This window comes from Microcystis sp., assembly GCF_048564745.1.
Taxonomy (GTDB): Bacteria; Cyanobacteriota; Cyanobacteriia; order Cyanobacteriales; family Microcystaceae; genus Microcystis; species Microcystis ichthyoblabe_A.
Genome location: NZ_JBLZRT010000129.1, coordinates 1 through 20,346, shown reverse-complemented (window position 1 = coordinate 20,346; position 20,346 = coordinate 1). Strand labels below are relative to the sequence as shown.

Here is a 20,346-nt window from a genome sequence, read left to right as displayed (position 1 = left end):
ATTTCGTATTTTATGCCACTAAAGCGGTGTTTAATTCCTCGATAATAGCCTCCATCTCATCGCCAAAAAGCTGATGGAGTTTACCGATTCCCCCCATACTATCAAAAGGGGTATAGTCCAAATCCTCTCGCTCTAAGGCAAAAGAACTGATAATATGTTCCTTGATTGCCCGTAGCCATTGCATCTGTTCTTGATTGAATTTTACTGATGCGCCCGCCTGTTTTTGAAAAACCCAAGTTTGAAAAGCTTTATCGATGCGTTTTTCATGGGGGGTTAAAACCTCATCTAAGCCAATAACACGCCGGATTAGGGCAATTAACGCTGTTAACTCACTGGTGGGATTGCTTGGCACCGCTTCTATCTGTTGATAGGCTGCCCATACTCTCATCGGCGCTAGGTTGGGGCGGTCTTTTTTGAGAATATCTAAGACTTCCTTGACCATTTTATAGGTGACGGGACGCTGTTGATAGGGCAGGTTATAGAGGATACGCAGGGCGGTGATTTCGTCCTTATTTGCCTCAATAAAGGCTGTAAAGTCATTTATTAGGGCTTGATTGTCTATCCGTTGCGCTTCACTCCATCCTGAGAATGTCACCCTATCCAGATTCTGAGTATCTATGTACTGTTCGTGTACTTTCCGCACATTCTCAAGGTAATGACTCAATTCCCCAGTCAAATAGCCGGCAGCCGCACGAGCAAGGGCTTTTTCCGCCGCTTTTAACTGTTCTGGGGTCGGATTTGTGGTTTGATAGGTTTCTTTAGCCCTATCCTCAATATTATCGGGGTCTGTGGCATTGAGCAGGGCTTTGGCCATATCTCCCAAAGTTGCCCCTCCGGTGATTTCTTTTATCTTTTCGGCTTCTTTTGGCGTGATTTGTCGTTCTAATCGCGCAAAACGACAGGCTAGGGAGATATAGGCATCGCTATCGTCTGTTCCCATCATAATGCCCATCATCAGGTCTTTTAAGGGGACACTGGATTTTCTTTCCAGGGGCCGGCTATCGGTTTTGGCTGATTGTTCCACACCGACAGCATCGATGATAATAAAGTGAGTTTTGGCAGAAAGGGCGGATTGAGAGACTTTTTTGAGACCATCATGGTCAAGGGTGCGTGTACCTCGTCCTTTCATCTGTTCGTAGTAGTTTCGAGATTTGACATCCCGCATAAAAATTAAACACTCAAGGGGTTTAATATCGGTTCCCGTGGCAATCATATCGACTGTGACGGTGATACGGGGATTAAAATAATTTCTGAACTGAGAAAGCACAGATTTCGGGTCTTCTGGCGATTTATAGGTAACTTTTTTGCAAAAATCGTTCCCTTCGCTAAATTCTTCCCGGACTATCTGAATAATATCGTCAGCATGGCTGTCATCCTTGGCAAAAATCAGGGTTTTCGGGACTTCTTGGCGATGGGGAAATAATTCTGGCAGTTTATCGCGAAAGGTGCGGATAATTTGGCGTATTTGGCTGGGATTGACCACATCTCGGTCAAGTTGCTTGCCGGTATAGACAATATCCTCATCCGGTTGTACCCAGCGTTTTTCACGGGTTAATTTTTCCCTTTTTTCGATGTATTCCCTGAGAATACGCCCGCCATTCTTGGTTATCTCCGTTTCTATAGTATAGACTTGATAATCTACGTTTACGCCGTCCATTACCGCTTGTTTGTAGCTGTATTCACTAACCACATTTTCATGGAAAAAGGCAAATGTCCGCACGTCGGGAGTGGCGGTTAAACCAATCAGAAAAGCGTCGAAATATAATAAAACCTGTTGCCAAACGTTGTAAATCGAGCGATGACACTCATCGATGACGATAAAATCGAAGAATTCAAGAGGAACTTTCGGATTATAGACCACGGGGACCGGTTGTTTCCCTTGTACTAATTCATTCGGGTTGGTTTGTTCGGCAGCCTCATCGAGACTTTCCCCTTTAAGGATAGAATAGAGTCTTTGAATGGTTGAGATGCAGACCTGAGCATCTTTGGCCAGATAACTGGAGGATAATCGCTGAACGTTGTAAAGTTCGGTAAATTTTCGGTTATCATCATTGGGAACAAAATTCCTAAACCCCCCTTCAGCTTGTTCTCCTAAGTTTTTGGTATCGACTAGAAATAACACCCGTTTGGCATCGGCAAACTTTAGGAGACGATAAATAGCGGTAATAGCGGTGAAGGTTTTGCCGCTTCCCGTGGCCATCTGCAGCAAGGCCCGGGGAAAATTTCGCTTAAAGGAGGCTTCTAAGTTGGTAATAGCTTTAATTTGACATTCTCTTAGTCCATTCGGGTCAAGGGGGGGAATATCTTGCAGTTTATCCCGCAAGCTTTTGGGTTTATCTTGCCATTCTTGCAGGGTTTCGGGTTGGTGAAAGGAAAAAACAAGACGGGAACGAGGTTTCGGGTCGCGGCGATTGGTAAAGCGCGTCAGCTTGCCTGTGCTTTCGTAAATAAGGTTAAGGGGCCGGTTATTGATATATTTCAGCTTACTATTAGCGTATTTGTTTGATTGTTCCTCCGCCACCGTTAAGTACAAGCCTTTTTCCTCTCGTTTGGCCTCAATAATACCGACGGGTTCTCTATCCACAAACAGGACATAATCAGCGAATCCGCTATCGGTTGGATATTCCCTGATAGCCACTCCCAAACTGGTATTGAAGTTGATTTCTTTTTTATCTTGGACAGACCATCCCGCTTGACGCAATTGTTCGTCAATCAGTTCACGCGATTGGTTTTCTGGGGTTTGATTGCTGGAAGGCATGGTTAGCAAATTTGGCGCGATAAGCTGACTAATTTAACAGCAAATGTCAATATTTAAGTAGGTAGGTATTGAAAACTTTCAGATCCCCCCGCCTATCGGCACCCCCCTTATCAAGGGGGGCAGGGGGGATCGAACCTAAAATCCATTTTTAATTTAATTATAACCAGCTATTTATCTTTATCTAAGCAGATTTTAGAAAGTTTTTTTTTATCTTAATATTAATTATCAGTGGTCGGAGATAAGGTCTTAAGAAATGTCAATTATCGCTATTCTTACTGACCCTCAATAAATTAAGTACCTAAGCAAAATTAATTACACATATCTAACCCCGCTCTTGCCTCTTGCCCCTTGCCTCTTGCCTATCTTCACTAGGAAATTAATTTTGCACGACTACTTAAAATCAGATCATAAATGCGATCGCTTGCTCAATTCTCGATGATTAATCTAGAGGCTAAAATCAGCAACTGAGACAATTAACCTTTTTCCAGCTACCGAGTTTAGGTGGTAAGCTGTTGACTATCTAAATTACTCGTTAAGACTGTCTATGAGCAGGGAGAGGCAGTTAGAGCATTTGTACTAAATTTTCAATACGCAGTTTAAATTCAGTGCAGCTTAGTCCGCTAAACGGTAGTGAACTTGACAATGTAGTTGATATTGTTACCGAACAGGGACTAAAAGATAGAATCAGAGAGCGCATACTTAGGGCCGGCTGAATAAATCTAAAAACCTTGTTGGGTAAGAATTTTAGACTTTTTGTCAATCAAAAAATACCAGATCTGGGAGTGAGCAGGGAGAAAATTCAGGTACTTTTTCCCTGAAAATTAGGATTGACCCTAAATAGCTGGGCAAAAAATCAAGAAAAACAGCAAAAAAGCGCAGTTACCCCCTTGACAAATAGCCAAAACTAGGCATTAGTTAAATTTAATTATTTTTTAATAAAAACCGCCTTCTATCACCAGAAAAAGCTATCGGTAGATTTTTATCCGAGTAATGTAATCATCTTTACAGCTATCGGGGATCAAAGGATGTTACGGTGAAGGAGCGATGACAAACCCACTTTAAGATCACCCCAATTGCTATGGCACAGATTCTCGATCCCCTCCCCAACGGCAAGAAAAATAGTATTCTTTGTTGCTATGTCAATGCGACCAATCATATTCAAATTGTTCGCATCACCAATATTGCTAACTGGTATTTTGAAAGGGTGGTTTTCCCCGGGCAGCGTTTAGTATTTGAGACCCTAGCGGATGCTTTCTTAGAGATTCATACGGGGATGATGGCCAGTGCCATCCTTTCCGATAATATCCCCTGTGAACGCCTTTATATCAGCGATGGGGATGACGATGACTCCGACGGTCAACTAGAGGGGGAAATATTCTACCCCCATTCCCTAGAGGAAAGTCAAGGGGCGAAAATTGACAATACCGTACCCTTCGGTTTAACTTTAGCTTCCGCCTAGCTAATAACCTAATCTGATAATTCCCCTCGCACGAGAATCACAGTGCAATTAACCGCACGGGCAATCGTCGAGGGGATATTGCCATTTAATAACTGATTGAGCAAACTTTCCCTAGATGCACCCAAAAGCACCAAAGAACAGTCTTCCGATTCCACCAGATTAATTACCGCCTCGGCCGGAGAGGCCGAACGAATCGGTAAAGGCACGACTGGCTGTGCGATCGCTTTCTGTAAAGATGCTTGTAAAACTTCCAAAATAGACAGATCTGGCAGTAACTCCGTCGGAGAATAGATTTTACATAACCAAAGTTTGGGATAATCCGAAGACTCGGACAAGGACAGCAAACTAGGCAATAATGCTAAGGCGCGTTGGGCATTGGGACCGCCGGCGGTGGGAATCAGCCAAATCCTTTCCCGGTTAGGATCATTGGGAAAACAATCCTTTGTACCCAATTTTACCAAAATGGTTTCACAGGGAGCTTGGGCGATCAAAGTATCGACTAAAAACCCAAAAATCGCCCCAGTAGTGGATCTTTCCCCCGTCCAACCCATAATTAATAAATTGCTGTGTCGTTCGCGAATCGTGGCTAAAATCCCGTCGGCGATATCCTGAGCCACCGAAATTTGTGTATGAACAGAGATATTCTGCTGTCGCGCTAATCTTTCCAGACGATGAAGTAATTTGCGTCCTTCCCGCGTATCTACCCGGACTTCCGCCGGAGAACTAAGACGAGGTACAGTAATCACATAGAGACAATCTATCTCATAATTGCGTTCACGGGCGACAGCAGCGGCAATTTTAAACAAAGCGGTAGCGGTGTCGGGATTGGCAATAGGTAACAAAATCCGGCCTATTCCCACAGCCGGAGAACGAGTTTGATAAACCACATAGGAAGGGGTAGTGGGTTGGGGAAGTTGACAAACCCCCCCCAATTGATCAGCTTCCACACGGATAATATCAGTGCGGGTGATGATCCCCACCAGTTTTTGACCATCGGTAACGGGTAAACGGGAAAGCTGATAGCGATTTAACAGAAATAAAACATCGCTTAAAGCTGCTTGGGGAGCTACAGTAATCGGATTGGGAGTCATGATCTCCCGCAGCACGGTTTGACTGTTTTTTGATCGCCATTTATCCAGATCACTTTGGGTAAAAATCCCCAATAGTCGCCCCTGTTCCACCACGGGAAAACCGCGATGATGGGAACGAGACATAATTTTCACCACTTCCCCCAGGGGTAAATCCGCCGGCAGAATTTCCACCTGCGATTGCATCACATCTATAGCCGACAGATGGGCCAACACATCATTAGCAGGGGTTTCCTCGTTGAGAATAATACCACTAGCGGAAAGTAAATGCTGATAGAGGGAACCGGGGCGAATGCTTTCGGCAGTGATATAAGAAACGGCACAGGTCAACATCAGGGGCAGCACAACATTAAAATTGCGATGCAGTTCAAAGACAATCACGATCGCCGTTACCGGAACCCTGACTACTCCCGTAAAAAAAGCCCCCATACCGGCTAAAGTATAACTAGCTTCGCTGCCGAAACCCATAATTTTCGTCTCGATTCCCCCCACCAGAAACCCCAAACAGGATCCCAACACCAAAGCGGGGGCGAGGAGTCCTCCGGGGGCGCCAGAACTATAGGAGATCATGGTCAGGAAAAAATAGACCACAAAAGCGAGGGCGGTATTCTGCCAACTTAATTCGCCTGCCAGCAAAAATTCGCGTAAACCGGTATTATCTCGAAAAAAGTCGGGTAAAAAAGCCACTACCGTTCCCGATAAGCAGCTGACCAGACCGATACGCCAAGCCAGAGATAACCGCCAACGCCGCTGCATCTGGCTACAAAAAAGTATGCCTTGATTGAATAAAGCCCCCAATAAGCCCGCTAACACCCCCAAAAGGACATAAAAGGGTATTTCTTGGGCAGAGAAGCTAATATTGGCATATTCAGTGATGATCGAGGGGGTATTCTGCAGCATCATCGAAACCACGGCCCCGGTAAAGGAAGCCACGATCGCCGTTTCTAGGGTCATACTGGAAACATCGCGCATTAATTCCTCGATCACAAAGAGGACTCCGGCGATGGGAGTAGTAAAACCGGCCGCTAACCCCGCAGCTGCCCCGGCTGCGATCATCTGACGACGGTGATCGGGACTGGTGGGCAGCCAGACACTTAATTGGGCCGCTAGGGCTGCCCCGATGTGTACCGTGGGGGCCCGACGACCAAGGGTTAAACCACCGCCAAGGATCAGGATCGCCCCGATCATTTTTACGACGGCAACGCGCCAAGACAGGGGCAAAGGATATTTAGCTAAGGCCGCTTTTACTTGGGGAATACCACCCCCGGCGGCGGCGGGGGAGAAGTGTTCCACAATCCAACCGGCACTGTAACCGAGCAGAAAACCGCCGAGGGGCAAAACTAGGAAAGGAGAGGAATTGGCTACTAGATGCACCCGCCAACCACCTAACCAACCGATGCCCAATTTCAGGATAATAGCGGCAAGGGCGGAGAGAATTCCGATTAAACAGGCGACCAGTAAAGCATAACGACTATCGGTGGCGCTACGTCCGAAGTGTTGGGATTTGAACCACTGACGGAGGTTTTGGTGACGGGCAAAAAGTCCCATAATTATCAGGGAGAATCAAGGCAATGGCGGAGCGAGGATTTATTTCGGGTTCTCATTCCTCGTCTCTTTAATCATAGGCCGTTAAGTTCTGTCACCGTTCACCTTGTTTCTACCGGTGGACTCAATAATAGTCTATCGATGGGCTAGGATCAAAGGTTGTCGCTATCTTTGAGCGGAGGATATAAAACTTGTCATTGATTGACCATATCTCTACAGTAGATCTATTTTGTGGGGCTGGGGGGCTAACCCATGGTTTTGAGAAAGCTAGACTCAAGGATATTCCTTTGTATGCTAATCAACTATTTTCTGTTTTTCGCTGATTTCTGTTCTGGCAAATCCATCGGGTTTGTTAGCCATCTCGAAGTTACTTGCAACTATCATTTTATCTAATCAATCATCAATGTCTTTGCGGACAAAAGCCGCTCCACTTCCCTTGACAGCAGCTTTTCTGAATAATTAACTATATAGTGATATAATGATGTTAATTTGGCTCAAGTGCCGAAGCTCTTATCATATTTTTTAGCTAATGTCAATAAAGTTATGAAACGATTTCTATTATTATTTTGTGTTCTCGTCAGTTTTTTGCTATTTATTAGCCTTCAAATCGATTTTTCCTTGTCCGCACTAGCTCTAACTCGACAACAGCTAGAAGGACCGGGGCAGCTGTTGTATCAATCCCGTCATAGTTTGCGCGATGATACTGGTAGTCCTTGGCAGGTGGTGTTATTCAAACGGGTTAAAGATGGGGAAACGGTAGAAATTAGTTTGCGCTTGGTGGGATTTCCAGAGGGGATTGAGTTTCTTCACCCGGAAAGATTAACGATAACCACTGCTAAAGGCCAAATTTTAGCGGCTGAGGATGCTTTTGCCCAAGAATCACCCGCAGCTAACGTTGGTCAATACAAGATGCAGGATATCTTAGCGCAGCTACCCGTTACCGAAGCGATCGAGCTTTCCCTACCCCTAGACAATCCCCGCTCTCTCAGTATCCCGACTCCTGTACTTTTAGAATGGCAAAGTCTGCTTTTTTCCGTAAATGTTTGACTTTTTGGGTTAGGGTGAAAGGTGGGGGAAATCCCAATCACCGACAATAAAAAAAATGCTCAATTAGCCACGGTTTCAGCTATCACCACTACAATAAAATCACTACCAAAATTTCAATTGTCTGACTACAGTTCTAAAGCTTCGTAGATGTATAATTTATTCAGAAAACCGACGGTACTGAAGTGATAACTAGGTAAAGGGGGAGGGAACGATAATTCCGTTTGATAAACGCTGAAAATGAGAAAATTCTTTCTGGATGTGTTAGTGGCGATCGCTTCTTGTAAAAAAGGATTACCGGTATCCACCAACATTTTACAGTAACCCCGCAAGAGAGCTTGCACCTCGATGGAAGCTTGCGCCTGAGCGCAGACATTATCCTTAAGATAGCTAGTTAACCTCTGGGAAGCGTATTGTTCGTAATCTTGACGATTGGGGTTAGTTGTCAGCAATATTCCCGCAATTCCCCCTAAAACCACCCCTAACACCATTCCCCCTAACCGCGCCAATTTCATAAGCTCTCAAATCATCACTCACTTACCCTAACCATAGCCTGAATTAGGATAAAAAACCTCTTGTCAACCATTCGTCTTGTGCTATACTTGAAAAGGTGTACGGCGAGCGTAGCCAAGTGGTTAAGGCAGTGGATTGTGGTTCCACCACTCGGGGGTTCGAGTCCCCTCGTTCGCCCTCTTTTCAAGGATCGCTAATTCTTCCTTCCCTATATCTTCCCTTTCGACAAAGGATTTCTCGGCTGGTGAGAGAGAGTCTATCTTTCTCTAGAAAAGTCGCATTTCATCCATTGCTTAAAAAGACAATGGCTTTCATGCTCCCGTGTTATTTCGGTAAAATAAAAGTCCATCTTCCTAAGCACAATGACGAGAAAAGAACGGCCCCACTCGTGGTTCTCAAGAAAACCCTTGACCTGGCAACAATCGCGGGCTATGTGGCGCGATTTATGGTTAGAAGCGTCCCTCGATTTTCCCTATCTAGCTTTGATTGTTAGTTCTTGTGCGATCGCTACTTTTGGCTTAGTCGCTAATAGCGCGGCCGTGATTATTGGGGCGATGATTATTGCCCCTTTGATGTTGCCGATTCGTAGTCTAGCTTTTGGTGGTTTAATTGGTAGTTGGCGATTAATTCGTAAGTCGGCCTTGGCGATTTTAGTCGGTACGATTATCGCTTTAGTGATAGCTTGGTTCCTAGGATTATTGATCGGAATTTCCGAATTTGGTAGTGAAATTCAAGCCCGTTCTCAACCAAATCTTTTAGATTTAGGAGTGGCAATTACTGCGGGGGCAATCAGTGGTTATGCCAAAATAGAACCGAAAATTTCAGGTACTTTAGCGGGAACAGCAATCGCCGTGGCTTTAATGCCGCCAGTTTGTACGATTGGTTTAGGATTATCCCAAGGGAATTGGGTGCTGAGTTGGGGGGCAACTCTGTTATATATTACCAATTTATTAGGCATTGCTCTCTCCTGTTTGTTGGTCTTTTTGCTGGCAGGTTATTCTAATTTTCATCGGGCGCGTAACGCTCTAATTTTGACTTCTATCCTGACAGCAGTGCTGCTAATTCCGTTAGGAATAAGTTTTGCAACTCTGGCCAATCAAGCTCGTTTAGAAAGGTTGATCAAAAAAGCTTTATTACAACGAACGATTACTTTTCAACGGGCAGAATTATTGGAATCTTCGATTAATTGGCTCAATCAACCTCCCCGGGTGAAATTAGTAGTGAGAACCGCCGAAAGCATTACCCCCAGACAGGTAGAATTGTTGGAAGAATTTATTACTAAGGAAATGGGGCGACCTTTTCAATTAAATGTCTTGGTTTCTAAGGTTAATGAAGTCACTGCCCCAGAATAAAGTCGAGAAAATTAGCTCAAGTAAGTAGTCGTGCAAAATTAATTTCCTAGTGAAGATAGGCAAGAGGCAAGAGGTGGTTAGATATGTGTAATTAATTTTGCTTAGGTACTTAATGACAAACAAGGATTAATTTGCTATCTTAATGTTTGATATTTAATCTATAGGTAGGGTTCAGGTGAGTGGCGGCAATCGACCAGAAAGCACGGCTTATGTGCGGATAATTAAGCAATCTTGGCAAACGGGGAAATTAGAGGGAGAAGTGCGGACGGAACAATATCAATGGCGTTTTCAATGGCATTTTCTTCAAGGCAAGTTATTAGTACAACCTTCCCTAGGTAGGGCTTTGATTTTTGAACCCTTGAATCGGTTTTTAGAACGCTGCGATTATCAATTAGAACCGGGAGGAGATTATGAATTTACAGTGCGCTCAAAATTTTAAATATGGGGGATTGAATTACAGCCTTTCTCCTAAGGATGAAGTTTAACCTAATTTGGCCTCATAAAAGGAAAACTTTGTACCTCATCATTAAGATAACAGCCTATTGAACAACAGAAATTGACGGTTTATGGACAACCCGGCCGAGATACTAGGTTTTTACAGGAAGTTTTTTGATTTAAATCCCACCGGTTAGGCTAAAATTCAGCCATACTAAAGCGTTATATTAACGATAAGAATTTTTAGGAATAAGGGAAATGACTCAAGGACAGAAGGTTTCAGTGGGTATTGTCGGCGCTTCCGGATATGGTGGCGTACAGTTGGTACGTTTGCTCAAAGAACATCCCTTAGTAGAATTAGTCTATCTGGGGGGCGATAGTAGCGCTGGGAAACCCTACAGTGATTTATATCCCCATCTCGGACATAGCATTAATCTTAATGTGGAGGCGATCGATTTAGACAGAATTGCCTCCCGTTGTCAAGTGGTTTTCTTGGGTTTACCCAATGGTTTAGCCTGTGATTTAGCCCCTCCTTTGATCGCTAAAGGGTGTAAAGTCTTGGATCTGTCAGCAGATTATCGTTTTACTAGCCTAGAAACCTATAGTAAATGGTATGGCAAGGAACGTCAGGACCAAGCGATCGCATCTACGGCTGTGTACGGTTTACCGGAACTTTATCGGGAAGATATTAAAAATGCCTCTTTGATCGGTTGCCCCGGATGTTATCCTACTGCTAGTTTAATGGCGATTTCTCCCCTGTTAAAACAGGGTTTAATTCTCCCGGAAACCACGATTATCGATGCTAAATCGGGAACTTCGGGAGGAGGAAGACAAGCTAAGATTAATATGTTATTGGCAGAAGCAGATAGTTCGATCGGGGCCTATAATGTAGCGGGAAAACACCGTCATACTCCTGAAATCGAGCAGATTTGCGGTGATTTAGCTGGTCATGAGGTGCGCGTCCAGTTCACTCCCCATTTAATGCCCATGGTTCGGGGTATCCTGTCCACAGTCTATGCAACTTTGCGGGATCCCAATCTGGTGCGGGATGATTTAATCACTATCTACAATGCTTTTTATCGTGCTTCTCCCTTTGTCAAAATCCTACCGGGGGGAGTCTATCCACAAACTAAGTGGGCCTGCGGTACTAATTTATGTTATCTCGGTATTGAAGTGGATCCGAGAACCGATCGAGTGATAGTAATGTCAGCGATCGATAATTTAGTTAAGGGACAATCGGGACAAGCGGTACAATGTCTCAATCTCATGATGGGTTGGGAAGAATCCCTTGCTTTGCCGCAAATGTGTTTTTATCCTTAAAAATTCGGCTTGGGCGCAAGCTTTGCGCCCCTACATTGCAGCCAGTATGATTGGTGAGGACCCATAGTGTACGCCCTCCCTTCGATCAGATTCGCTCATCACCATAACCTCTTAGCCAATCAATTCTAGAAACCTTGACTTATTCGACTGGGATCACCTAGAAAGGATCTTTCAGGAATCGATCCTTGAGTCGCTTCTGGGAGAATTTGCCAGTGTTGATCTAAAGCTTGTAACACCCGGTCCTGCTGATTTCTGAATCCCTCGATATTGCCACTACCAGCATTCATAATTACAAACCAAACTTTACCCCTTTCTTGGGTGGGAATTTCTCCGGCTAAGGCGCTAACTTGGGCTAAAGTTCCAGTTTTAATCATCACTCCTTTAGGAATGGCCCGCCACTGCATAGTTCCTTTGGTATCGCGTCCCCCCACCGGAAATAAATCAGCTACTTTGATCGGTTGATTGGCTAACTTGCGATCCAAGGCCTTGAGAATCTCAATAACTGCCCGGGGAGACAAGCGATTTTCTACCCCCAATCCCGAACCATTAATTAATTGAATTTCCTCCTCTCCTACCCCAGTAATTTTAGTATTAATTGCGTCCACTGCCGCGGGGCCACCGAGCAGTTCCGCTAACATTTCTGACATGACGTTATTACTATAAATATTCATTTGACGCAACAGTTCCGTTAAAGTTAAGGACTGATGACGCAATAATAATCGGGCATTTTCGGGGCGAATTTGACTGGCTCGAACCATGCCCAAAATCTTCACCTGTGGGGCTTGTGTGCCGCTAGGAAGACTCTGAAAAGCTTTTTGGGTTTCTTTTGACCATTTCGATTGATCAAGCCCAATTTTCAGCAATTCTCCCGCTTTGAGGGGATCGGTTTGAAAATTCATGGCGAATTGACCCGTAATGATCAGATCGCCTTTGACCTGACGGATACCTAATTGATCGAGGCCATTGCCCACTGCGATCGCTTCTTCCCAGACAAAGAGAGGATCTCCTGACCCTTCAATAATTAAATCTCCCTCTAACACCCCGTTTTTGACCTCTCCCGTTGTGTAAAAACGAGTAGCAAAACGATGATCGAGGGGCCAGGTTTCCACGGCGGCGAGAGTAGTGGCGATTTTGGTTAAAGAAGCCCCCGAAGCGGGCAGATTACCCTGATGATCGGCTAAATCAGCCCATTCCGTCTCAATTAAGACCCGTTGTTGACTAGAGTTTAAACCTTTTTTCGTCAAGTCTTGCAGATAATCGGCCACGATCGCCGCTACCCGGGGATCGGGAGCGGTGGGAAGGTCAAAAATAGGCTGATTTTGCCAAGAAATTAGGGGAATATTGGCGATCGGTTGGGGTTGCCCCCCCAGCCAACCGAAGAGAAAGCCGAAAACTGCAAAATTAAAAACTGAGAACATCTTTTCCTTAATCGCAATGATGCCTTATTGTATAGAGATGATTGGTAATTTTTAACAATTGCTCGATCAGAAAACACTAATCCTCGATCGGCCAGCTTTTCTCAAGAGCTGCCGCTCAACTTATTAAAGATTTCTATCCCACTGACTCAATGGCAGAAACGGCATTAAATCGGGCAAGAATCGCGGTAGATGCGATGGGAGGTGACTACGCTCCCAACGAGATCATCGCGGGATCGATGCGAGCTTCCGAAGAATTAGATGTAGAAGTATTATTAGTCGGCGATTCTGAACGGATTGAGGCTTATTTCCAGCATCATCCCCGTCCCAAGAATCTCACGATCGTCCACGCAGAGGAAGTGGTGGCCATGGACGAAGAGCCGATCACCGCTATCCGTCGCAAACCAGCGGCCTCGATTAATGTGGCCATGGATTTAGTCAAACAAAATCGCGCCGATGCGGTGGTGTCCGCCGGTCACTCCGGGGCAGCCATGGCGGCGGCGTTGCTGCGTTTAGGTCGTTTAAAAGGAATCGATCGCCCGGCGATCGGTGCGGTGCTGCCGACGATGTTAGCGGGTAAATCGGTGATTATCCTCGATGTCGGGGCGAATGTGGACTGTAAACCCAAATATTTAGAGCAGTTTGCCCTAATGGGGACAATTTACAGTAAATACGTTATGGGGGTTGAAGAACCGCAAGTCGGTTTACTCAATATCGGTGAAGAAGCCAGCAAAGGTAACGATCTCGCCCTAAAAACCTACGAATTATTAGAAAATAACCAGCAAATTCCCTTTATCGGCAATGCTGAGGGCCGGGATGTGCTATCGGGACAATTTGATGTGATCGTCTGCGATGGTTTTGTCGGTAATGTCCTGTTAAAATTTGCCGAAGCGGTGGGGGGAATTATCCTACAAATTCTCAAGGAGGAATTACCTAGGGGGATACAGGGTAAAGTCGGGACGGCTTTAATTAAACCCAATCTTAAACAGATTAAACAACGCATGGATCATGCGGAACACGGTGGTGCGCTGTTATTTGGAGTCGATGGGGTCTGTGTGATCAGTCACGGCAGTTCCCAAGCGCCTTCAATTTTTAACGCCATCCGACAGGCGAAAAATGCCGTCGATAATCGCGTTTCTGAGCGCATTCAAGCCTACAATGACCACCATCATCAATTAAAAGAGTTGTCGGTGAACGGTGAAGATTAAGCTGTCAGCCATCTTGAAGGGGTCAGGAGACGGGAGACTCCGAGACAGGAGACAGGAGACTATTTTTATTTATTCTTCCCACTTCCCACTGATAACTGACCCACTGATAACTGATCACTGATAACTGATAACTGAAAAGGGGGAATATTTTGAACGGATTCGGGGCAGCAGTCGTCATTACCGGTTGTGGTTCGGCCACACCAGCGCAATTTCTCAGTAATGAAGAACTCAGCCAAATTGTCGAGACTTCTGATGAGTGGATTAAAAGTCGCACCGGCATCGGTAAACGCCATTTAGCGGATCAATCGGTGTCTTTGAGCCAATTAGCGTCCCAAGCGGCTATTAAGGCTCTAGAAATGGCTCAGGTGTCGCCTAGGGACATCGATCTGATTCTCTTGGCTACTTCTACCCCCGATGATCTGTTCGGTAGTGCTGCCCAAGTTCAAAGTCAGATCGGGGCCAATCGGGCGATCGCTTTTGATCTAACCGCCGCCTGTTCGGGTTTTCTGGTGGGATTAGTCACCGCCACTCAGTTTATCCGTACTGGTACTTACCGCAATGTCTTGGTTATCGGGGCCGATGTTCTCTCCCGTTGGGTGGATTGGAACGATCGCGCTACCTGTGTCCTCTTTGGTGATGGGGCAGGGGCGGTACTTTGTCAAGCAAATGATACAAAAGATAACATTCTCGGTTTTGAACTCCATAGCGACGGCAGCCAGAATAGTTCTCTTAATCTCGCCTATCAGGGGGAGGAATTGCCCCTTAAGCAGGGGATAAGGGTTCAAAAAGGGACCTATAAGCCTCTAACAATGAACGGACGGGAAGTCTATCGTTTTGCCGTGGCGAAAGTGCCAGAGGTCATCGAAAAAGCTCTCTATCGGGCTAATTTAACCACCAGTGACATCGATTGGTTAGTTCTGCACCAAGCTAATCAAAGAATTATGGACGCGGTGAGCGATCGCCTGAAACTGCCTCCAGAAAAAGTGATCAGCAATCTCAGCGAGTATGGCAACACTTCCGCGGCCTCGATTCCTCTAGCTCTCGATGAAGCTGTCAGGAGTGGTAAGGTCAAAAAAGGTGATATTATTGCTTCTTCCGGCTTTGGTGCTGGTTTAACTTGGGGGGGGATTATCTTCCGTTGGGGAGATTAATTCAGTGATCAGTAACCAGTAAATAGCAAACAGTAAACAGTAAACTTAAAACTCACATCTGATAACTGATAACTGACCAAAACACAACTATCTATCTATTTTAAGAACTTATGAAAACAGCGTGGATATTCCCGGGACAAGGATCGCAAGCGTTAGGAATGATTGGAGATTTAGCGGAAAGTGCGCTTGGCCAAGAGAGATTAGAAATAGCAGAAAAAATCCTCGGTTGGTCGGTGTTAGAAAAATGTCAAGGGGATGAAGAAACCCTATCTCGTACTCTTTATACTCAACCTTGTTTATTTGTGGTGGAGAGTATTTTAGCGGATTTGTTGCAAGAAAAAGGTCATTTTCCCGATCTAGTTGCCGGTCATAGTCTCGGTGAATATTCCGCTTTGTATGCGGCCAGGGTGTTTAATTTTGAAACAGGATTAAATCTAGTTCAAAACCGTTCCCGTTTGATGGATGGGGCCGAAGGTGGTAAAATGGCCGCCTTAATGAAATTTGAGCGCACCAGTCTAGAGACAGTGATTAATCAGACGGAAAATGTAGTTATTGCTAATGATAATAGTGCCGAACAAGTGGTGATTTCTGGGACTCCTGAAGCGGTGGATTCGGTATTAGGTCAAGTGAAAGTTAAGCGGGCTATGCCGTTAAAAGTATCCGGGGCTTTTCACTCTCCCTTGATGGAAAATGCCGCTATTCAGTTTCAGCAGATTTTAGAATTAGTTAATTTCCAAACAGCGAAAGTTCCCGTGATTTCTAATGTTGATCCAAGCAATCCTACCCAGGACGGGGAACAATTAAAAAAATATCTAATCCAGCAGATGACTAGCTCGGTTCGCTGGCGAGAAATTATGTTAAAGTTGCCGGATGTGGGTGTGGAAAAAGCGATCGAAGTGGGACCGGGTAAAGTTTTAACTGGTTTAATTAAACGAACTACTCCCGCAATCGAGTTAGAAAATATTAGTCAATTAGCTGATATATGCAAGGGTAGCGAAGATGTTAAATTGCAGGGTTCATTAATTGGTGTTGGTTAAATTATCTAGCAATATTTTCGATGAAGGAAGTAAATTGATCGATACCTAGCCAAAAATTTGGTTAGGTATTTTTTTAGGAAACTATCATAACTTCTACTGTTTCTCCTGCTTGTATAGTAGTTTTACCCTGGGGAATTATGGCTAAAGCATTAGTACCCGCTAAATTAATTAAATTAGCCGAATTGTGTTGTCCGGAAGCGAGTTGAAATTGATAAACTCCCTCGATAATTTCTATTTTTCCCCAGAGATAAACTTCCCTTTGTCCCTTAGATTTGAGAGTATCGCGGGTGATAACTCGCAGAAATTTGTTCTGATAATCTGTTAATCCCGATAATTTTTTAATGGCTATTTGCACGAAGCGCCAACAGGAAACTAAAGCAGAGACGGGATTACCGGGGATACCAAAGTAAATACAACCGTTAGGAAAAGTAGCAAAGGTTAGGGGTTTACCCGGTTGAATAGCAACGCTGTCAATCAGAATTTCTGCTCCTAATTCCCCTAAAATTCCCTCGATATAATCGTAATCTCCCACGGAAACACCGCCGGTGGAAAGGACGATAGCACTAGAATTAATGGCTTTTCTGATAGTTTCTCTGAGAAGATCGGGATTATCTTTGATTATACCTAAAGGTGTGGGAATTGCCCCTAAACTGGCGACAAATGCGGTTAAAGCGTAGCGATTCGAGTCAATAATTTGACCTTTTTGCAGGGTTTCATCGGGATTAATTAATTCATCTCCCGTGGAGAAAATTGACACTTGGGGACGGGAAAAAACTGTTAATTCGGTAGCTTGTGCCGTGGCTAAAACTGCTATTTCTGGGGAATTAATGGCAGTACCGGCTTTTAATAAGGGATTTCCCGCTCGATAGAATGTGCCGCGTTGACGCACGAAAAGACCTATTTTTTCGGGAGGGATAAGAATTGCCACTCGCTCCCCTTGTTTTTGAGTATTTTCCTGCATAATAATCGTATCACTGCCGGCGGGTAACATCGCTCCCGTAAATATTCGGGCTGTTTCTCCTGGTTGAATAATTATTTCGGGAGCTTTGCCGGCGGGAATTTCAGCGATAATCTTTAAAGTAACGGGATTTTCTGGGTTAGTGTCTTTGACATCTTCGTAGCGGACAGCATAGCCATCCATTGCGGAATTATCCCAATAGGGAAAGTCTAAATCACTGCTGATATCTTCGGCTAAAATGCGCCCAAAAGCTGCCTCTAGAGAAACTTTTTCTGTTTCTGGTTGGGGTTGAATTTGAGTTAAAATTATAGATTCTGCTTCTTTGACTGAGTACATGGATTAAACAAATGAACCGATTAGCTAGATTAAGGGTGGAAGATATACAAGCTTGGATACAGGAAGTGCATTTATCGGATAGCAAGGGTCAGACTCCCTATTATATTCCGGTTTTGAACCAAGTTCATCCCGAGGTTTTCGCTCTCCAGATTCACTGTCTTGAGGGGGAGATTTTGTCTTGGGGGGACGAAACTGTAACTTTTCCTTTGATGAGTGTGATTAAACCTTTTTTGTTATTATATCTTTTAACTCATTTAGGGGAAGATGCTGTTTTTCGTCGCGTGGGAAAACAAGCTTCTAGTTATCCTTTTAATTCCTTAACTCAACTGCAAGAGGATCGAGGTTTTCCCCGTAATCCTATGATTAACAGTGGTGCGATTGCCTTGGCGGATTTATTAGCAGGATCAACGCCGGAATCTCGCTGTGAAAATTTGCTTTTATGGTTAAATGAAATGGGTAATTGTCAATTATTTCTTGATCGCTCTGTGCTTGAGTCTGTTCACTCCTATCCTAATACCCACAATCAAGCTTTAAGCTTAGAATTAGAAAAAAATGGTTATATCAGTCATCGTTATTTAGCTCTAGAAACCTACAATCAAATCTGTTGTTTATCTGGAAAAATTGCCGATCTTGCTAATTTAGGTAAGTTGATTTTAGCTGCTCCTTTTGGCGAAATTATTCTAGAAATTATGACTAATTGTGGACTCTATGAAGCTTCCCAACAATTCGCCCTTGAGGTAGGTTTTCCCACTAAATCGGGAGTCAGTGGCGCTTTATTATCAATTGTACCGCAACAGGGAGCGATCGCTTGTTATAGTCCCCTGTTAAATGAGCAAGGTAATTCAATTTTAGGACTTAATTTATTAACAAAAATAAGTCATTTTGTCAAGGAAAATTAATCTATGAAAATAAGCCTTAATTCCTCAAAAAAACACCGATTCTATTTGGTAATTATCTTGCTGATATTTATGGCTTTATGCGTCACCAGTTTATTTTTCCCCCTACCAGAATCTCTCAATTATGATGAAGGTTATCATTATGAAAGTGGACTAGAAATTCTCAGAGGTAGGGCAGCACAACGGGGCGATGAAGATATTTATCATCGCAATATTATGCCAGCTTCAGCGCTGCCTCCCCTAGTCGATCAAACAATACAAAATCTTTTTCATATCTCTAAATATCTAAACTTAGAAAATAAGTTTTTTGGACGGTTTGCCACGATTATTATCTCAGTAGTTCTAGCCATATATGTTTTTATCTGGTCAAAACAACTCTATGGATTATCAGCAGGATTCTTGGCTTTAATTATCTATATTCTCGACCCTAATATTATCGGGCATTCACGGATAATTACTCAAGATGTATTCGGAGCCGCCTCAATTTTTATTGCCAGTTACTATTTCTGGTCTTTCCTAAGATTTGGTGGCAGAAAAAATCTAGTTTTAAGTATATTAACTTTTGGAATTGCCCAGATTTGCCGCTTGACAGCCGTTTATTTAGTTCCCATCTATGTAATTTTAAGCGTAGGTTTTTACCATCGGGAAATTATTCAATCTATTCAACAGAAAAATATTTTAGTTATTCAACAAGGAATTAAGCGCAGTATTTTCTATATATTAGCTCTGATTTTATCAACAATGTTAATCATAAATATTGGTTATTCTTTCGAGGGAAGTGGCAGGCAATTAGGAGATTATCAGTTTCTCAGTCAGAGTTTTCAACGGCTGCAAACCAATCCTATCTTCAAATCTTTACCGATTCCTATTCCCGCCGCTTATTTGCAAGCATTAGATTTCGGAAAGTATAAACAAGAAACGGGTTTTGGTAGTGGAATGCCCTATCTTTTGGGACAGTTAGGATTTATAGTTGATCCAGTACAAGGATTTAAAATTAAGGGATTTCCCCAATATTTTCTGATTGCTTTTCTCTATAAAGTACCGATAGCTACCCAAATATTTATCTGGTTGGGATTTATCAGTTTATTTCTCTGGAGAAAACAGTTAAATTTTTGGCAGAATGAAGCATTTTTGATTATTCCCACTGTCTTATATTTCATCTTAATGAGTTCTAACACTGCTCAAATAGGTATTAGATATATTTTAATGATTTTCCCTTTTTTATTTGTCTTTGCTAGTCGTATTGTTACCAGTTGGGCAGCTTATAAAAGACCCTATCGCATTTTAATTATTGTCCTGACCCTTTACTTACTAATTTCCAATCTCTCCTATTTTCCCCATTATATTTCCTATTTTAACGAATTGGTTATTGATCGCAAAATGAGCTATCAAGTTCTGGCCGATTCTAATTTAGATTGGGGACAAAATAAAAATTATCTGCAAGACTATCTTCAAAAACATCCCAACGCTCTCTTTATTCGTTATGACCGAGATAATAAACTTAATTTAGTCATCGAGAATCAAAAAGTTGCACCCCCACAGGTTTCCCTCGATAATCCGATTAATTTACTGGTGATAGAAGCTAATCAATTAATCGGTATTACCACCGATTCTAACCATTTTTACTGGCTGCGTTCCAGTCGTAAACCTATTGATCATCTTGCTTATAGCTACCTAATTTTCAAGATTTCCAGCAATTCTCATTTTAAAAAGTAACAAGTGATACAGACAGAAACAAAGCTTTAAGCAAGCTACAAAATGCGCTCCCGCGAGTGCGACTGCATCGCAGAGAAGTGAGTATATAGAGTATTTATACTCAAAATATTTGAAA

Annotated in this window: 15 protein-coding genes and 1 tRNA gene; 11 read left to right on the top strand and 5 right to left on the bottom strand. The window is 43.5% G+C overall.

The genetic code is table 11. The features are described 5' to 3' along the window. Positions 1 to 10: 10 nt before the first annotated feature. The gene (locus ACOCD9_RS14515) at positions 11 to 2,758 is read right to left on the bottom strand and encodes a type I restriction-modification enzyme R subunit C-terminal domain-containing protein (protein ID WP_287702840.1); all 2,748 of its coding nucleotides are present in this window, start codon (positions 2,756 to 2,758) and stop codon (positions 11 to 13) included. A gap of 1,078 nt (positions 2,759 to 3,836) precedes the next feature. Here ACOCD9_RS14515 and ACOCD9_RS14510 point away from each other — a divergent pair. Continuing rightward, positions 3,837 to 4,217 carry a DUF1830 domain-containing protein gene (locus tag ACOCD9_RS14510; protein ID WP_193960783.1) on the top strand — a complete coding sequence of 127 codons (381 nt, stop codon included), beginning with the start codon at positions 3,837 to 3,839 and terminating at the stop codon, positions 4,215 to 4,217. A gap of 8 nt (positions 4,218 to 4,225) precedes the next feature. On the opposite strand, the gene ACOCD9_RS14505 is transcribed toward ACOCD9_RS14510, so the two are convergent. Then, positions 4,226 to 6,853, bottom strand: coding sequence for a chloride channel protein (locus ACOCD9_RS14505; protein ID WP_419547844.1), 2,628 nt, complete (start codon positions 6,851 to 6,853; stop codon positions 4,226 to 4,228). 540 nt (positions 6,854 to 7,393) lie between these two features. On the opposite strand from ACOCD9_RS14505, the gene ACOCD9_RS14500 reads away from it, so the two are divergent. Further along, positions 7,394 to 7,897, top strand: a complete 504-nt coding sequence (locus tag ACOCD9_RS14500; protein WP_419547843.1) for a DUF3122 domain-containing protein — start codon at positions 7,394 to 7,396, stop codon at positions 7,895 to 7,897. Between the two features lie 125 nt (positions 7,898 to 8,022). Here ACOCD9_RS14500 and ACOCD9_RS14495 read toward each other — a convergent pair whose 3' ends face one another. Next, positions 8,023 to 8,409 carry a DUF4359 domain-containing protein gene (locus ACOCD9_RS14495; RefSeq protein WP_287704707.1) on the bottom strand — a complete coding sequence of 129 codons (387 nt, stop codon included), beginning with the start codon at positions 8,407 to 8,409 and terminating at the stop codon, positions 8,023 to 8,025. Positions 8,410 to 8,511: 102 nt separating this feature from the next. On the opposite strand from ACOCD9_RS14495, the gene ACOCD9_RS14490 reads away from it, so the two are divergent. The 4 genes from ACOCD9_RS14490 (at position 8,512) to argC (ending at position 11,514) form a co-directional block, all read left to right on the top strand. Next, positions 8,512 to 8,584, top strand: a tRNA-His gene (locus tag ACOCD9_RS14490). Between the two features lie 185 nt (positions 8,585 to 8,769). Beyond that, on the top strand, positions 8,770 to 9,759 hold the full coding sequence (locus ACOCD9_RS14485; protein ID WP_287704709.1) for a DUF389 domain-containing protein: 990 nt from the start codon (positions 8,770 to 8,772) through the stop codon (positions 9,757 to 9,759). Between the two features lie 175 nt (positions 9,760 to 9,934). After that, positions 9,935 to 10,198: a DUF3146 family protein gene (locus ACOCD9_RS14480; protein WP_287704711.1), complete on the top strand. Its 264-nt coding sequence runs from the start codon at positions 9,935 to 9,937 to the stop codon at positions 10,196 to 10,198. A 254-nt stretch (positions 10,199 to 10,452) separates the two neighbouring features. Further along, the gene (gene argC / locus ACOCD9_RS14475; RefSeq protein WP_419547842.1) at positions 10,453 to 11,514 is read left to right on the top strand and encodes an N-acetyl-gamma-glutamyl-phosphate reductase; all 1,062 of its coding nucleotides are present in this window, start codon (positions 10,453 to 10,455) and stop codon (positions 11,512 to 11,514) included. Positions 11,515 to 11,639: 125 nt separating this feature from the next. Here argC and ACOCD9_RS14470 read toward each other — a convergent pair whose 3' ends face one another. After that, positions 11,640 to 12,932: a D-alanyl-D-alanine carboxypeptidase gene (locus ACOCD9_RS14470; protein ID WP_419547841.1), complete on the bottom strand. Its 1,293-nt coding sequence runs from the start codon at positions 12,930 to 12,932 to the stop codon at positions 11,640 to 11,642. A gap of 149 nt (positions 12,933 to 13,081) precedes the next feature. Here ACOCD9_RS14470 and plsX point away from each other — a divergent pair, with 149 nt between their 5' ends. The 3 genes from plsX (at position 13,082) to fabD (ending at position 16,325) form a co-directional block, all read left to right on the top strand. Continuing rightward, on the top strand, positions 13,082 to 14,137 hold the full coding sequence (gene plsX, locus ACOCD9_RS14465; protein ID WP_419547840.1) for a phosphate acyltransferase PlsX: 1,056 nt from the start codon (positions 13,082 to 13,084) through the stop codon (positions 14,135 to 14,137). 149 nt (positions 14,138 to 14,286) lie between these two features. Beyond that, positions 14,287 to 15,288 carry a beta-ketoacyl-ACP synthase 3 gene (locus ACOCD9_RS14460; RefSeq protein ID WP_287704717.1) on the top strand — a complete coding sequence of 334 codons (1,002 nt, stop codon included), beginning with the start codon at positions 14,287 to 14,289 and terminating at the stop codon, positions 15,286 to 15,288. A gap of 110 nt (positions 15,289 to 15,398) precedes the next feature. Next, entirely contained in the window at positions 15,399 to 16,325 is a 927-nt protein-coding gene (gene fabD / locus ACOCD9_RS14455) for an ACP S-malonyltransferase (RefSeq protein WP_287704719.1), read from the top strand. 73 nt (positions 16,326 to 16,398) lie between these two features. Here fabD and glp read toward each other — a convergent pair whose 3' ends face one another. Next, on the bottom strand, positions 16,399 to 17,619 hold the full coding sequence (gene glp / locus ACOCD9_RS14450; protein WP_419547839.1) for a gephyrin-like molybdotransferase Glp: 1,221 nt from the start codon (positions 17,617 to 17,619) through the stop codon (positions 16,399 to 16,401). Positions 17,620 to 17,630: 11 nt separating this feature from the next. Here glp and ACOCD9_RS14445 point away from each other — a divergent pair, with 11 nt between their 5' ends. Next, entirely contained in the window at positions 17,631 to 18,518 is an 888-nt protein-coding gene (locus tag ACOCD9_RS14445; RefSeq protein ID WP_287704723.1) for a glutaminase, read from the top strand. A gap of 3 nt (positions 18,519 to 18,521) precedes the next feature. Continuing rightward, positions 18,522 to 20,231: an ArnT family glycosyltransferase gene (locus ACOCD9_RS14440; RefSeq protein WP_287704725.1), complete on the top strand. Its 1,710-nt coding sequence runs from the start codon at positions 18,522 to 18,524 to the stop codon at positions 20,229 to 20,231. Positions 20,232 to 20,346: the final 115 nt, after the last annotated feature.